Here is a 14,146-nt window from a genome sequence, read left to right on the forward strand (position 1 = left end):
GGAACCGACATCATGAAAAACACCCTATTGGGTATCGCCGTGTGCGCCGCGGCGCCTTTCGCCAGCGCCGCCGGGGTTGACGCGGGGGCCAGTGAATCCCGCGTCGCCCAGCAGGTCAGCCGTGCAGGCTCCCAGGCTTCGGCAGCCGGGCCTGCTGATTATTTCACCGGGCAGGTGCGGGTCGATCCCTTGTTTCCCGCCACGAACGAAGTCAATGCATCGGGCGCCTATGTCACCTTTGAACCGGGTGCGCGTTCGGCCTGGCACACCCATCCCGCCGGCCAGCGGCTAGTGGTGGTTTCCGGTACGGGGCTGACCCAGGAGTGGGGCAAGCCTGTGCAGGAAATCCGTCCGGGAGACGTGATCGTCTGTCCACCGGGCGTCAAGCATTGGCACGGTGCCGCACCGACGAGCGCCATGACTCACCTGGCCGTGACCGGCGTTCAGGAAGGCAAGAGCGTCCAATGGCTGGAAAAAGTCAGCGATGATCAATACAACGCCCGCAATGCCGTGACGCCGCCTTCAATGCCAGCCGAGCATCCCGTGTCCGAAGTGCTGTCCGCCAGGCAGCAGGCCATTCCATTGATTGCCGCCAGCATGGCCACCAGCGACATGCCGGGACTCAACGCAGCCTTGAACCGGGGGTTGGATGCGGGCCTGACGGTCAGCCAGGCCAAGGAAATACTGGTGCAGCTTTACGCCTACAGTGGTTTTCCACGCAGCCTCAACGCGCTCGGCGAATTGATGAAAGTGGTGCAAGCGCGCCAGCAAAACGGTATTCAGGATGAGCCGGGACGCGAACCCGGTCGCGTCATTCCCACCGGCGGCGAACTGCTGGCGGTGGGCAAGGCCAACCAGACCCGCATTGCCGGCGCGCCAGTGCAGGGGCCGCTGTTCGATTTCGTCCCCGTCATCAATCAGTACCTGCAAGCGCATTTGTTCGGCGACATTTTCGAGCGCGATAACCTTGACTGGCAAAGCCGTGAATTGGCCACGGTTGCCGCGCTGGCCGTCACGCCCGGCGTGGAATCGCAACTGCGCTCGCACATGGCCGCCAGCCTGAGGGTCGGCCTGAGCCCTGCGCAATTGCGGCAACTGGTTCGGTTGCTGGCGGATCAAGACAATGCCGATGCGGCCAGGCGTGCCGGCGAGGCACTGGAGGCCGCCCAGGCGAATCAATCCAGATAACGCAGGGCTTCGCGCAACAGGGTGAAGGCCGGTGAACTCTGGCGCCGGCTCGGATAGTAGAGGTGGTAGCCAGAGAACGGTTCGCACCAATCCTCCAATACGCGAATCAACCGGCCCTGGGCCACATGTTCCTGCACCAGATCTTCCGGCATATAGGCCAGCCCCAATCCCTTGAGAGCGGCCTCCAGGCGCATGGCAATGTTGTTGAACACCAATTGGCCTTCGACGCGCACGTTCAGCTCTTGCCCGTTTTTCTCGAATTCCCAGAGGAAGAGCCCGCCGTAGGTGGGCATGCGCAGGGTGATGCAGTTGTGCTGCATCAGATCACCCGGAACGTCTGGCTTTGAGTACCGGGAGAAATACGCCGGCGACCCGACCACCGCCATTCGCATGTCAGGGCCGATGCGCATGGCGATCATGTCCTTGGCGACCTGCTCACCCAAACGGACGCCGGCGTCGAAGCCTTCGGCCACGATATCGGTCAGCCCGTAGTCGACGATGATTTCGATGCTGAGATCGGGGTTGTCCGGCAGCAGCTTATCGAGCACCGGTTGCAGGATCGTGATCGCGGAGTGCTCGCCGGCGGTGATGCGCAGTTTGCCCGCGGGCTTGTCCCGGAATTCGCTGAGCAAGGCCAGTTCGGTATCGATCTCCTCGAACCTGGGAGCAATCACCCGCAGCAGATGTTCGCCCGCTTCAGTGGCGGATACACTGCGGGTTGTGCGCGAAAGCAACCTGACGCCCAACCGCTCTTCCAGCTGACGCATGGCCCGGCTCAAGGCGGGTTGCGACATGCCAAGTCTGGCAGCCGCGCGAGTGAAGCTGCGCTCCTGTGCCACGGCGGCGAAGATCGCGAGTTGGTCGTAACTTTCAGCGCTCATTTATTCGATCCTGGTATGAACCAGTGACGATTATGCCGATAAAGCCATGTGCAAGCCTCTGCTAAAACCATCACGCAAAAAATCACTCCGCCAAGTGCGTGGGTGTGACAAAAGGGTGACGTACCGGTGATGACGAAATTCACCCGCCTGTCATCGTGATGTCACGCACCCCATGGCAGGATCGTCGCAAACCACCCTGAGCGACCGGTGCAACGCCGTTCGCGGGCTGATGAACCTGCCAGGAATCCCTGCCATGAAAGGTGACGCCTCCTTGTTTGCGGCCATTGACCTGGGCTCCAATGCGTTTCGCCTGATGATTGGCCAATCGGTCAAGCGCAACCGACAGTTCATGATTCAGGAAGTGAAGACCCTGCGTGAGCCTGTTCGTTTGGCCGAGGGGTTTCAAGGCGGGGCACTGGACGAATTGGCGCTGGATCGGGGATGGCAGGCGTTGGCGCGCTTCGGCAAGAAACTGCGCGGTTTCGACGCCGGACGCGTGCGGGCGGTCGCCACCAGCGCCGTGCGCGAAGCGGACAATGCCCAACTGTTCCTGGCCAGTGCGGAACGCCACCTGGGGTTTCGCATTGATGTCATTTCCGGCCAGGAAGAAGCCCATCTGGTCTACGCCGGGGTCGCCCATACGCTTCCCGGTTCAGAGCGCATGCGGCTGGTGGTGGATATTGGTGGCGGCTCCACCGAGTTGATTCTCGGGCGCGGCGCCCGACCCCTGGTGACCGAAAGTATTGCCCTGGGCAGCGGTACCTCTGGTGCGCGCTACTTTGCGGGCGGCGGCATTACCGCCCACGCGCTGCTCGAAGCCGAGCGCGTCGCCATGCTTGAGTTCGAAAAGGTGGCGCGTCGTTATCGGGCCCAGGGCTGGCAGCAGACCATTGGGTCTTCAGGCACGGCGCGCATGCTCGCCAAAATACTCAATGCCAACGGCTTGAATGACCTTGGTCAAAGCGGCATCACCTACAGCGGTCTGTTGCGTTTGTCACTGCGGCTGCTGGAAGTCGGGCATGTCAAAAAGCTGCGGTTGGCGGGACTGCAACCCCATCGCCTGAGCATCCTGCCGGGCGGTCTGGTGCTGATGCTCGCGGCGTTCAAGGTCTTCGGGATTTCCCACATGACGCCTTCGGAGCCGGGTTTGCGGTTCGGTGTCCTGCATGGGCTGATGTCCCGGCACTGAATCTCATCAAAAACGCAAAACACTGTGGGAGCGAGCCTGCTCGCGAAGGCGTCGTGTCAGTCGATATCAATGTTGAATGATCCAGCGCTTTCGCGAGCAGGCTCGCTCCCACAGGGGGGGGGGCGGGGTGCGCGCAGGGATTTTGGGTTCGACAGATGAGCAGTGTGGGAGCGAGCCTGCTCGCGAAAGCGTCGTGTCGGTCAACAATGATGTTGAATGTGGTGCCGTCTTCGCGAGCAGGCTCGCTCCCACAGGGGATTGTGTTCAAGGCTTGATTTCAGCGCTCGGTCGCGGCATCCGCCAGCGCGGCAACCACCTGTTTCTCGATCTCCTTTTCATCCAGTCCGCGTCCGAAATGCTTGAGGTAGCGGCCCTGGCTGTCGAGCAGAAACAGGATGGTCGAGTGGTCCATCATGTACTGCCCCGGTTGATCCCCGGTGGGCACTTTCTTGTAGTACACGTGATAGGCATCGGTAACGCGGGCGATCTCTTGCGCCGAGCCGGTCAGGCCGACGAAGTCGCTGGCGAAGTAGTTCACATACGCCTTGAGCTTTTTCGGCGTGTCCCGTTCCGGGTCGATGGTCACGAAGATCGGTCGCACGGTGATGCCTTGCTGTTGTTGCAATTGCCGACTGATGCGGGCCATTTTTGCCAGGTCCGTGGGGCAAATGGCCGGGCAGGTCATGAAGCCGAAGTACAACAACGCGGGCGCGCCGAAACTGCGCTCGGTCACCCGCTGGCCATTCTGATTGGTCAACTGGAACGGCCCGCCGATATCGGTACGGGTCGCGGCCATCGTGCTTGCGGCCATGGCCGTCAACAGCAGCGCCATTAGCCACTTCATCGCTCAATAACCTCCTGAATAGGTCAGCGCCAGGCCGACCAGTTCGGACATTTGCCCGTCTTCTTTCTGGGTGCCGGCGGACAGCCCGAGCTTGATCTGACCGGTGATGTTATAGGTCACGCTCAGTTCGTTCAGGTAATCCTGGCGATCCGCGCCCCCCGTCGATTCGCGATGCTTGTCGGTGCGGGTCGCGCCGAAGGACCAGTCACCGAAATCGAACGTCAGCGAGGTGGTGAGGTAGCGGGTGTCGTTGCCCTTGATGCCGTCTTCATTGTCGACATCGGCGAATTCGAGGAAGGGCACGATATCGAAGTAACGGCCCTCCAGCGTCGGCTCAAGGTCGGTGCTCGGTTCATAGGCCCAGATGTAGCGGGCGGAAGCGATCTTGATGGTTTCGTCGTCTTCGCCAGGCGGATCGGGTTGCGTCTGGTCCTCGGCCTTTTTGTTGAACATGTAGCCGGCCTGCATTTCCAGATAAGGCACCGCCGGAATCGCAATCCAGTTCACTGTCAGCGCCCAGGAGTCGAGCTTGCCGGTATTGGAGGGACCGCCGTCGCTGCGCTGCAGTTTTTCGCCATGGCGCAGGTAGGGGCGACCGAGAAATGAATTGTCCGCGGTGTACAGGCTCAGGTTGGGCTCGATCATGCCCAGCTTCTGGTCGAAAAACCGGTACGCCACGGTGCCGCCGAGCATGCCGTCGAGGTCGTAGGTGCTGACGTAATCATTGGTGTAGAGGCCGGGCGCCTGATCCTGCGCACGTCCGAACGGTACGTGGAACTTGCCGACCGAGAACGCCGAGTTGGCATTGTTCTGGTAGTAGTTGAGGTCGTTGATCACCAGCCCCACGTCTTCGAAAAAACGTTTTTGCCCCGGCTCGGGCCCGGCGATGGGATTGATCTCGGTGGACAACTGGATCTGCTGATCGTGGGTGAAGCGAAAGTAGAACGTGGTGTTGATGTCCGGGTAGGCGTCCGTGCTGTTGCGATTACCGCCCTGGGGCAGGTCGGCATGCACGTGGTCATATTGGAAGGTCGCGTCGTAGTCCATGCCGACGTTGGGGTATTGCCCGTCATCGGCCAGCGTTGTCTCGACACCGTACACCGAGCCCAGCAACAACACAGCCAAGCGATAATTGCTCATGGCTCCTCCCTCACTTGATCAGCGGGCCGGACGCTTTCGGGTCCTGTCCGGTGTTGCGCAGGTAGGAGCACAACTGGTTGTTTTCACCGTATAGGCCGCCCAGGGGCTCGAGCTTGACCGCCTGCTCGTAGTCCTCGGGCTTGACCACCTGGATCGCCTGCATCATGCCGCCGTCCTCGTGTTCGAGGATGTGGCAGTGGTAGACGAACTTGCCGAGGATCACCGGGTCGCGAAACGGAATGCGCACGGTGATCGAGCCCGTGGCGGGGATGAACACATTGTCCCGGTAGCCGCTGAACTGCACCGGTTTGCCGTTGATCTCGGTGACCTGGAAATCCACCTGGTGGATATGAAACTGGTGCAATTCCTGGGACGGGTTGAACAGTCGCCATTCTTCCACGTCACCCAATTTGACCGTGGTATTGACCCGGTCCAGCTCGAAGCGGGTGCCATTGATCAGGAACGCATTGGGGTCGGTGTCCGAGTCCTGAAAGGCGAACTGGCGAGTCTTGTTCACCGCGATCTTGCTGAAATCCTCGGCGGGCGGATAGGCGCTGGTGATCTGTCGGGTGGCGACCTGCGCGCCACTGGAGCGCAGGACAGCCAGTTTGGCCGCCGGGTAGTCGTCACCCGCCGGCCCGGTATTGCCGGAGCCGGTTTCGACGACGTAGGAGCCGGCGGGTGGCCCGACGACCAGCACGCTGAAGCGCGCCGACGGGCCGATCAGCACCTGATCCGTATCGACCCGGCGGGTCACGGAGTTGCCGTCGCGGGACAACACCTGCATCGACTGGCCCTCGATACGAATCCGGAAGTACTGGTTGGCGGCGATGTTGATGAAGTGCCAGAGCTGGGTTTCTCCCGGCTTGATGTCGATGATGGGCACTTCCTGGCCGTTGATCGTGCGAATCGACGGCGCGCTGGTGATGATCTCGCTGGCGACTTTGCCGGTCAGGGTTTTCTGAAAGTTTCGCAGGACCAGTACCTGCTCCTTGATACCCTTGAGTTCCGGGAACGGGTCGAGCATGCCGTCGACCAGGATCGGTCCGGCAATCCCGGCCGATACCTGGCGCTGGGAGCCACCGTGGAAATGACTGTGATACCAATAGGCGCCGGGGCTGTGACCGAGCGGCAGCTTGACGTTGTATTCGCCCACCTGATGGGGCTGGGTGACGCGGAAAATATTGTCCCCCTGATCCAGAGGCGACACCTGCATGCCGTGGAAATGCAGGTTGGTGATCTCGTCCATGCGATTGTCCAGGCGGATGGCCATGGTTCCGCCGGGACGGGTTCGAATCAGCGGCGAATCGTAATCGCCGTTGAACACCAGGGACACGTATCGCTCATTGCCAACGTTCACCTGCTGCTCGGCCGCCGTCAGCGTGGCATGGGTCACGCCGCTGGCATCGTAGGTGAATTCAGGATTCTGGCGCAGCGGCTGAGAGGCGGGTTCGGCGGAAGGCAGCATCGCACAACCGGTCAACGCAAAAGTAACGACACTCGCGCAGAGTGCAAAGGGGCGGACGCTGAAAGCTCTGGGCATGATCGCGACCTTCGTTGGCGTGGCGAGGAACTACGCAGGTAGTTCGCCTGGACGTTGCCGAAGGTGATCAGAAGACACCGCGCAATTGGAATTGAGTCGTATTGCGTGCAACTTTTCGCAGTGTAGAACAGGTGTTTCGGTGCGCCAGTTTTTTGGATCCAGTACATCATCTAAAGCGATGAACTGCATGTTTCTCAGGTATGAAACACAGCACCGTTTTTGTAGGGGCAAGCTTGCTCGCGATGGACGTCAACGATAACGCGCCCAATCTGAATGATCGCGTTGTATGTGGGTTTTTCGCGAGCAAGCTCGCTCCTGCATGTTCTTCGTTACATAGCGGATATGTGCACCGTCGCGGGAACATCAAAGATCTTTCTTCTCTTCCTTATCCAGATGCTTATCTTCCTTATGCCGTTCCTTATCCAGTTTCTTGGCTTCCTTATCGATGTCTTTGCCGTCGCGATCAATGTCTTTGTCCACATCACGAACACCATCGCGGACGTCTTTGGCAATATCCCCTTCGGCATTCGCAATACCCATGTGAGACATCAGGCCCGCGACTAACATGGCCGCAACAAAAATGGCTTTGAGCATTCTCATTGGATGCCCCCCTGTTTTTGATAATGTTTTGCATCAGAGAGGAAAAAATAGGTGCAAAGGTCAGGTATCGCCAACCCGTTGGTCGCTCGTTCAACTGTGCTGTGCGACTGGCCCTGCGCATTCCTTACACAGAGCGCATTACGACGGCATTTGCGGGGAGAGGTGAGAGCCATGCTGCGCCGCATGGCTCGTCTGCGAGGGGTGCGTGACTAGTTTTTGGGTACCACCCGTGCCTCGCTACCGGCACCCTCGACATAAACGCTCATGCCTCTGGTCAGTGACGGATTGGACGGTTGAGTCACCGAAACCAGCACGCCGCTGTTGGTCCGCACGATGATCTGCTGTGCGTCCTTGGGCTGATCATATTGTTTCTTTTCCGCGTAGTTGCCACCGGCCGCACCCGCAAGGGCGCCGGCGACCATCGCGACATCCCGGCCGGTGCCACGTCCGATCAGGCTGCCGAGGGCGACACCGCCAATACCGCCCAATATCGCCCCGACCCCGCTGTCATGGTTGGTCTGCATTTGCGTCTGTGTAATCTGCTCGATTTTCCCCGAGCGAATCTCCATTTCACCTGCGCCGCCACTCCCGGCGTCGTACGCGACGCAGGCGCAGAGCACCACACTCAACAGTGAAATCGTCAGCCAGGAAGCGATAGTTTTCATCGTCGAACTCCATCAGGTAGTGGGTTGGATCATGAAAATGCATTCCATCACGCTAGACGAGAAAAACGGGTACGGGCGTTTGAATTCATGTTTGGCTCAAGTGGCTTCCAGGTTTCTGATCAGCCACTCACTGAAACTGCGGGCGTTGTTCTCACTGTCTCGATGGGTCAGCAGCGCCCAGTTCGGCCCGCGAATGGTTTGCTCCACCAGGGGTTGCAATAGGCCGGTGGCACGAGCCTGTCGACTCAGCAACTGGCTGACCAGCGCGATCCCCAGCCCCGCACACGCGGCGTCCAACAGCAGGCCGGGATCGGAGAAGTTCAGCCCCTGATCCTGCTGGCCGACATCGATGTCGGCCTCCACCGCCCAATGACTCCAGTCCATTTCCCGTTCGCCGTGCAGGGTGGTGCGCGGTGCTTGTGGCTGCGCCAACAGACTCGGGTGACAGGCCGGATAGAGGCGGTCTGCATACAACACCTTGAAGCTGCACTCGGCCTGGGAGCTGATGTCATCGCGCACGGCGATGTCGATGGTCTGGGTGGCCATGTCCGGGACTTCATCGGTGCTGAAAATCCACAGATCTACGTCGGGATGCTGACGGCGAAAATCCCCCAGCCGCGGCAACAGCCAATGGCGGGCGAACGCCGGGGTGGTGTTGAGCACCAGCTGGTTGGGCTTCTGGTACTGCCCGAGGCGGCGGATGCCCACGGACAACTGTTGCAGCATGGCCTGCGTGGTGCTGAGCAGGTCATGGCCGGCATCCGTCAGGCTGACGCTGCGTCCGCTGCGAAAAAACAGCGGTTGTTCAAGGTACGCCTCCAGGCTGCGGATCTGCTGGCTGATGGCCGATTGGGTGAGGTGCAGTTCGGCGGCAGCCTTGTGGAAACTGCCCAATCGGGCGGCGGCTTCAAAGCCGCGAAGGGTGCTCAGCGGCGGCCAGTGCTTCAGCATATTGATAAGTTCCTCTAATCACTTTTCTGCAAAATCCATCGTTTGTTCGCCCGTTTTTACAGCCGTAGCATGCAGGCCATGACCAACAGCGCAGTTTTTGTTGAACACAATGGCTTAACTGAAAGGGCTTTTTACCATGCAGCAGAATGAAAATCTAAATACCGGTTGGATGATGCCTGCGGAGTGGGTCCGCCACGCCGCGACCTGGATGGTCTGGCCGCACAACCAGGCACTGTGGGAATCGGGCTGGCGCGTGACCTTGGCTCAGGTCCAGCAGGATTTCGCCGGCGTGGCCAACGCCATTGCCCGTTTCGAACCGGTGAAAATGGTCGTCGACCCGTCGGCGGTGGCCAGCGCCAAAGCCTTGTGTGGACCGAACATTGAACTGATCGAGATGCCGGTGAACGACAGCTGGTGCCGCGATTCCGGCCCGAGTTTTGTCTGCCATCCGCAGCAAGGCCTGGCTGGGGTGAGCTGGCGCTTCAATGCCTGGGGCGGCAAGTCGGCCCATGATCTGGACGAAGGCCTGGCGCGCCGCGCCCTCAATCACCTGGGCTTGCCGTGCTTTGGCACGCATTTGAGCAACGAAGGCGGAGCCATTCATGTCGACGGCGAAGGCACGCTGATCACCACCGAGTCGGTGCTGCTCAACCCCAATCGCAACCCGGACATGACCAAGGCCGAGATGGAGGAGATCTTTGCCCGTCTGTTGGGCGTGAAAAAAACCATCTGGCTGCCGGGCGATCCGGATTACGTCACCGGCGACATGACCGACGGCCATGTCGATGGCGTGTGCGCCTTCGCTCGTCCCGGCGTGTTGCTGGTGGACGCTACCCACGACCAGCAATCGGTGTATGCCGAAGTGGCCCGGGAAAACCGTCGAGCCCTGGAACTGGCAACTGATGCCAAGGGGCGCAAGTTCGAACTGATCGAACTGTATGAAGCCAGCGATGCCGTCGACCCTGAGGCTGAAGTGTTCTGCGCGTCCTACACCAACTTCTACATCGTCAACGACGCAATCATCATGCCGGCCTATGGCATTGCGGCCGACCACGCGGCGGCCGACGTATTGGCCCGGGCGTTCCCGGGACGCGAAGTGGTGCCGGTGCGCATCAACAATCTGGCCCATGGTGGTGGCGGGGTGCATTGCATCACCCAGCAACAGCCAGCCTGGCCGGTGGAGGGTTGATGCCATGACCGTGTTGACCATCGCTGTGACCCAGATGCCCTGCACCTGGGACTTGCAACACAACCTCGATCAGGCCGAACACTTGGTGCGTGAGGCGGCGGCCAAAGGGGCGCAGGTGATCCTGTTGCAGGAGCTGTTCGCCACGCCGTATTTCTGTATCGAGCAAAGCCATCAACACCTGGCGCTGGCTCAGGAGTTTCGCGACAGTCCGGTGCTCCAGCGCTTCGCCGCGCTGGCTCGGGAATTGGGGGTGGTGTTGCCGCTGAGCTGGTTCGAGAAGGCCGGCAATGCGTACTTCAATTCCCTGTGCGTGGCCGATGCCGACGGGCGTTTGCTGGGGGTGTATCGCAAGACCCATATCCCCAACGCCATCGGCTATCAGGAGAAGGAATACTTCAGCCCCGGCGACACCGGTTTCCGCGTCTGGGACACCGCGTTCGGGCGCATCGGCGTGGGCATCTGCTGGGATCAGTGGTTCCCCGAAACGGCACGCTGCCTGGCCTTGATGGGCGCCGAAGTGCTTTTGTTCCCCACGGCCATCGGCTCCGAGCCCGGCTGCGCCAGCCTGGACTCCCGTGATCACTGGCAAATGACCATGCGCGGTCACGCGGCCGCCAACATCCTGCCGGTGGTGGCCTCCAATCGCGTCGGCCGGGAAGCGGCGACCCTTGATCCGACCTTGCAGATGAGCTTCTACGGTTCGTCGTTCATCTGTAACCACAAGGGCAAATTGCTCGCCGAGGCCGACCGCGACAGCACCGGTGTGCTGGTGCACAGCCTCGACCTGGCCGCCATGCGCGAAGAGCGCCTGAGCTGGGGCATCTATCGCGATCGTCGTCCGGAAATGTACGGGGCGCTGTTGAGCCAGGACGGTCGGCAGATCAATGCACGCTGGAACACTCAAGGGGTCTGACATGCGTACGTTCAATCGACTGTTGCCCGCTGTCCTGGGATTGGCCATCAGCGGTGCGATGCCGGCGTTGCACGCCGAAGAGAAAACCCTGCGGCTGTACAACTGGGCCGACTATTTTGCCGAGGACACCCTGAGCCGCTTCACCGCCGAAACCGGGATCAAGGTGATCTACGACGTCATGGAGGGCAGCGAGACGCTGGAGGCCAAGATGCTGGCCGGTGGCAGCGGCTACGACCTGATCTTCCCCGGCGACACCGTGGCCGAGCGCCTGGTGCGCGCCGGCAGCCTGCAGCCGCTGGACCGCTCGAAACTCACGGAGCTGGCCGACATCGAACCCGGCCTGCAAAAGCTGCGCAGGCAATACGAGCATTCGAGCCAGGCCACCGTCCCGTACACCTGGGGCACCATCGGCGTGACCTATAACGAAGAGCAGATCCGCCAGCGCGTGCCCGATGCCCCGGTCAATAGCCTGGACATGTTGTTCAAGCCTGAATGGGCGGCGAAGTTTGCCGATTGCGGTATTTCAATGATCGACTCGCCGGACGAAGTGCTGGCGGTGGTGCTCAACTACCTCGGTCGCGAACCGCGCAGCGCCAAGCCTGAAGACCTGAAAGCCGCGGGTGAACTGCTGGCGGGGTTGCGGCCGTACATCCGCAAGTTCCAGTCGCAACCGGTGACCGACCTGGTGAACGGCAACCTGTGCCTGTCCCTCGGCTACAGCGGTGACATGACCCAGGCGCAACGCACCTCGGATGCCGCCGGCAAGAAGACTTCGTTCCAGTACCGCATTCCCCGCGAGGGCACCACGGTGTGGATGGACACCATGGCGATCCCGGTCGATGCCAGGCATCCGGAGTACGCCTATGCGTTCATCAACTTCGTCATGCGCCCGCAGAACATGGCCGCCATCAGTAACTTCACCGGTTACCCGACCTCCAATGCCAAGGCACGGCCGAGCGTCGATGCGACGATGCGAGATAACCCGGACATCTACATCGATGAAGCCACCTATGCTCGTTTGATCCCGGGCAAGGACATTCCCCAGGCCGACATGCGGGCACGCATGCGCACCTGGACCAAGTTCAAGACTGCCACCGGCCAGTGATGTCAGTGTCACATACACCTGCATAACCCTGTGGGAGCGAGCCTGCTCGCGAAAGCGGAGTGTCATTCAATGTTGATGGCGACTGACACACCGCATTCGCGAGCAGGCTCGCTCCCACAGGGGCAGTGATGTAGGCCGGGGCTTTATTCATTTTCAGGAACAATTGCATGTCCACGCGTCGCGAATTCATCAAACAGGCATCGGTCATCGCCGGTGCGGGAACCGCTTTCATGGGGCTTGGCCTCAGCCCGTTATCCGCGCTGGCGGCCAGCGAAGGCCGCTGGTACATGCCGGATGAAGGTGACAAGCACGAACAGGCCTTCATCGCCTTCGGCGCACAGGACGCCATTTGGGAGGACTTCACCCCAGACGTCCAAGCGGCCCTCGGCCGGATCGCGCGGGCCATCGCCGGCTTTGAGCCGGTCACCGTGTTCTGTCGCGAAAGCGAGCGTGACCTGGCCGAAGAACATTGCGGTACCGCCAACGTCACCTACGTCGTTACCGAACTCGACGACATCTGGATGCGTGATATCGGCGCCACTTTTGTGGTCGACGGCAAAGGCGAACTCGGCGCCGTGGATTTCAATTTCAACGGCTGGGGCAACAAGCAGCGGCACAGCAAGGATGCGAAGGTGGTCGGTCTGGTGGCCCGTCGCGAAGAGGCTCGTTACCAACGCAGCGAGCTGGTGGGCGAGGGCGGTGGCATCGAAGTGGACGGCCACGGCACGGGCATCATGACCGAAAGCAGCTGGATCAATGCCAATCGCAACCCCGACTGGAGCAAGGCCGAGGTCGAGGAGGAGCTCAAGTTCCGTCTGGGCTTGCGCAAAATCATCTGGCTGCCGGGTATCAAGGGCAAGGACATCACCGACGCTCACGTCGATTTCTATGCCCGTTTCGTCAAGCCCGGCGTGGTGATCGCCAACCTCGACAGCGACCCCGAGTCCTATGACAACCAGGTCACCCACGCGCACCTGGAGATTCTCAAAAACGCCACCGATGCCGATGGCCGCAAATTGGAGGTGCACACCGTGTCACCTCCGCTCAAGCCGCGCCAAAGCAAGTTCAACCGCGACAATCCGGATTTTGCCGCCGGCTACATCAATTATTTCGTAATCAACGGGGCGATCATTGCCCCTGAATTTGGCGACAAGGCGGCTGATCGCAAGGCCTTTGATCTGCTGTCGCAACTGTACCCGGACCGTGAAGTGGTGCAGCTCAACATCGATGCGATTGCGGCCGGTGGCGGTGGAATCCACTGCGTGACCAGTCACCAGCCGCTGGTCTAGCGAAGGTCGCGGGGGCGTCTGGTAAACTGCGCCCCTTTACCCCCTCAAACAAGAGTGCCCCATGGCCAACCAAGACATCATCTTCACGCCCGATCTCGACCAGGACTCCATTTCCTCCGACGTCGCCGCGTTCAACGGCATCCTGATGTCCACCCAGATCCCGACCCGCACCGACGGCAGCCTTGAACTGGGCGACATCACCCTGCAAAGCGAATGCACCCTGCAAGCGCTCAAGCTCGCGTTGGAGCGCGCCGGCAGTTCCATGGACCGCGTCATGCACCTGACCATCTACCTCACGGACATGGCCGACCGCGCCGCGTTCAACGAGGTCTACAAGCGTTATTTCGCCAAGCCGTGGCCCGTGCGCGCCGCCGTTGGCGTCGCTGCTTTGGCAGTGGAAGGCATGAAAGTGGAAGTCGTCGCCATGGCGGCCAAGGCCTGATCCACGTACACCTGCATAACCCTGTGGGAGCGAGCCTGCTCGCGAAGAGGCCAGCTCATTCAACATCAATGGTGACTGACCCGCCGCCTTCTCGAGCAGGCTCGCTCCCACAGTAGTTGTTAGTCGCCTATGAAATCCGGGTGCATACCCATCCCCCCGTGGGAGCGAGCCTGCTCGCGAAGAGGCCAGCTCATCCACCATAAATGG

14 protein-coding genes are annotated in these 14,146 nt (G+C 60.8%); 7 read left to right on the forward strand and 7 right to left on the reverse strand.

The window, feature by feature from the left end; translation table 11 throughout:
* The first annotated feature begins 12 nt into the window (after positions 1-12).
* Positions 13-1,188 (forward strand): carboxymuconolactone decarboxylase family protein, encoded by a 1,176-nt coding sequence (locus tag HNQ83_RS25840; protein WP_175391581.1) that lies wholly within the window; start codon positions 13-15, stop codon positions 1,186-1,188.
* On the opposite strand, the gene HNQ83_RS25845 is transcribed toward HNQ83_RS25840, so the two are convergent.
* Positions 1,176-2,069, reverse strand: a complete 894-nt coding sequence (locus HNQ83_RS25845; protein WP_175391582.1) for a LysR family transcriptional regulator — start codon at positions 2,067-2,069, stop codon at positions 1,176-1,178. The genes HNQ83_RS25840 and HNQ83_RS25845 overlap by 13 nt on opposite strands.
* 253 nt (positions 2,070-2,322) lie before the next feature.
* Between HNQ83_RS25845 and HNQ83_RS25850 the strand changes: the two genes are divergently transcribed.
* Positions 2,323-3,258, forward strand: coding sequence for a Ppx/GppA family phosphatase (locus tag HNQ83_RS25850; protein ID WP_175391583.1), 936 nt, complete (start codon positions 2,323-2,325; stop codon positions 3,256-3,258).
* A 277-nt stretch (positions 3,259-3,535) separates the two neighbouring features.
* Here the strand turns inward: HNQ83_RS25850 and HNQ83_RS25855 are convergent, their stop codons facing one another.
* The 6 genes from HNQ83_RS25855 to HNQ83_RS25880 form a co-directional block, all read right to left on the reverse strand.
* Entirely contained in the window at positions 3,536-4,102 is a 567-nt protein-coding gene (locus HNQ83_RS25855; protein ID WP_175391584.1) for an SCO family protein, read from the reverse strand.
* 3 nt (positions 4,103-4,105) lie between these two features.
* On the reverse strand, positions 4,106-5,242 hold the full coding sequence (locus tag HNQ83_RS25860) for a hypothetical protein (protein ID WP_175391585.1): 1,137 nt from the start codon (positions 5,240-5,242) through the stop codon (positions 4,106-4,108).
* Positions 5,243-5,252: 10 nt separating this feature from the next.
* Positions 5,253-6,785, reverse strand: coding sequence for a multicopper oxidase family protein (locus HNQ83_RS25865; RefSeq protein WP_175391587.1), 1,533 nt, complete (start codon positions 6,783-6,785; stop codon positions 5,253-5,255).
* Between the two features lie 363 nt (positions 6,786-7,148).
* Positions 7,149-7,385, reverse strand: coding sequence for a hypothetical protein (locus HNQ83_RS25870; RefSeq protein WP_256669223.1), 237 nt, complete (start codon positions 7,383-7,385; stop codon positions 7,149-7,151).
* A 209-nt stretch (positions 7,386-7,594) separates the two neighbouring features.
* A complete protein-coding gene (locus HNQ83_RS25875; RefSeq protein WP_175391588.1) occupies positions 7,595-8,050 on the reverse strand; it encodes a glycine zipper 2TM domain-containing protein in 456 nt (151 codons plus the stop codon).
* A gap of 96 nt (positions 8,051-8,146) precedes the next feature.
* Positions 8,147-9,001 carry a LysR substrate-binding domain-containing protein gene (locus HNQ83_RS25880; protein ID WP_175391589.1) on the reverse strand — a complete coding sequence of 285 codons (855 nt, stop codon included), beginning with the start codon at positions 8,999-9,001 and terminating at the stop codon, positions 8,147-8,149.
* A 136-nt stretch (positions 9,002-9,137) separates the two neighbouring features.
* On the opposite strand from HNQ83_RS25880, the gene HNQ83_RS25885 reads away from it, so the two are divergent.
* From HNQ83_RS25885 to HNQ83_RS25905, 5 genes are all read left to right on the forward strand, one after another.
* Positions 9,138-10,190 carry an agmatine/peptidylarginine deiminase gene (locus HNQ83_RS25885; protein WP_175391590.1) on the forward strand — a complete coding sequence of 351 codons (1,053 nt, stop codon included), beginning with the start codon at positions 9,138-9,140 and terminating at the stop codon, positions 10,188-10,190.
* 4 nt (positions 10,191-10,194) lie between these two features.
* Complete coding sequence (gene aguB / locus HNQ83_RS25890) at positions 10,195-11,103, forward strand: N-carbamoylputrescine amidase (protein ID WP_175391591.1); 909 nt, start codon at positions 10,195-10,197, stop codon at positions 11,101-11,103.
* A gap of 1 nt (position 11,104) precedes the next feature.
* A complete protein-coding gene (locus HNQ83_RS25895) occupies positions 11,105-12,208 on the forward strand; it encodes an extracellular solute-binding protein (RefSeq protein ID WP_175391592.1) in 1,104 nt (367 codons plus the stop codon).
* 167 nt (positions 12,209-12,375) lie between these two features.
* Positions 12,376-13,497, forward strand: coding sequence for an agmatine/peptidylarginine deiminase (locus HNQ83_RS25900; protein ID WP_175391593.1), 1,122 nt, complete (start codon positions 12,376-12,378; stop codon positions 13,495-13,497).
* 61 nt (positions 13,498-13,558) lie between these two features.
* Complete coding sequence (locus tag HNQ83_RS25905; protein WP_175391594.1) at positions 13,559-13,939, forward strand: RidA family protein; 381 nt, start codon at positions 13,559-13,561, stop codon at positions 13,937-13,939.
* Positions 13,940-14,146: the final 207 nt, after the last annotated feature.

The organism is Pseudomonas sp. C2B4 (assembly GCF_013359695.1).
Classification (GTDB): domain Bacteria; phylum Pseudomonadota; class Gammaproteobacteria; order Pseudomonadales; family Pseudomonadaceae; genus Aquipseudomonas.

Bases quoted from the DNA above. Each gene is read 5' to 3' on its own strand.
- HNQ83_RS25900 (WP_175391593.1), top strand. From the start codon at position 12,376: ATGTCCACGCGTCGCGAATTCATCAAACAGGCATCGGTCATCGCCGGT.
- HNQ83_RS25865 (WP_175391587.1), bottom strand. From the start codon at position 6,785: ATGCCCAGAGCTTTCAGCGTCCGCCCCTTTGCACTCTGCGCGAGTGTC.
- aguB (WP_175391591.1), top strand. From the start codon at position 10,195: ATGACCGTGTTGACCATCGCTGTGACCCAGATGCCCTGCACCTGGGAC.
- HNQ83_RS25875 (WP_175391588.1), bottom strand. From the start codon at position 8,050: ATGAAAACTATCGCTTCCTGGCTGACGATTTCACTGTTGAGTGTGGTG.
- HNQ83_RS25850 (WP_175391583.1), top strand. From the start codon at position 2,323: ATGAAAGGTGACGCCTCCTTGTTTGCGGCCATTGACCTGGGCTCCAAT.
- HNQ83_RS25840 (WP_175391581.1), top strand. From the start codon at position 13: ATGAAAAACACCCTATTGGGTATCGCCGTGTGCGCCGCGGCGCCTTTC.
- HNQ83_RS25905 (WP_175391594.1), top strand. From the start codon at position 13,559: ATGGCCAACCAAGACATCATCTTCACGCCCGATCTCGACCAGGACTCC.
- HNQ83_RS25845 (WP_175391582.1), bottom strand. From the start codon at position 2,069: ATGAGCGCTGAAAGTTACGACCAACTCGCGATCTTCGCCGCCGTGGCA.
- HNQ83_RS25885 (WP_175391590.1), top strand. From the start codon at position 9,138: ATGCAGCAGAATGAAAATCTAAATACCGGTTGGATGATGCCTGCGGAG.
- HNQ83_RS25860 (WP_175391585.1), bottom strand. From the start codon at position 5,242: ATGAGCAATTATCGCTTGGCTGTGTTGTTGCTGGGCTCGGTGTACGGT.
- HNQ83_RS25880 (WP_175391589.1), bottom strand. From the start codon at position 9,001: ATGCTGAAGCACTGGCCGCCGCTGAGCACCCTTCGCGGCTTTGAAGCC.
- HNQ83_RS25855 (WP_175391584.1), bottom strand. From the start codon at position 4,102: ATGAAGTGGCTAATGGCGCTGCTGTTGACGGCCATGGCCGCAAGCACG.
- HNQ83_RS25895 (WP_175391592.1), top strand. From the start codon at position 11,105: ATGCGTACGTTCAATCGACTGTTGCCCGCTGTCCTGGGATTGGCCATC.
- HNQ83_RS25870 (WP_256669223.1), bottom strand. From the start codon at position 7,385: ATGAGAATGCTCAAAGCCATTTTTGTTGCGGCCATGTTAGTCGCGGGC.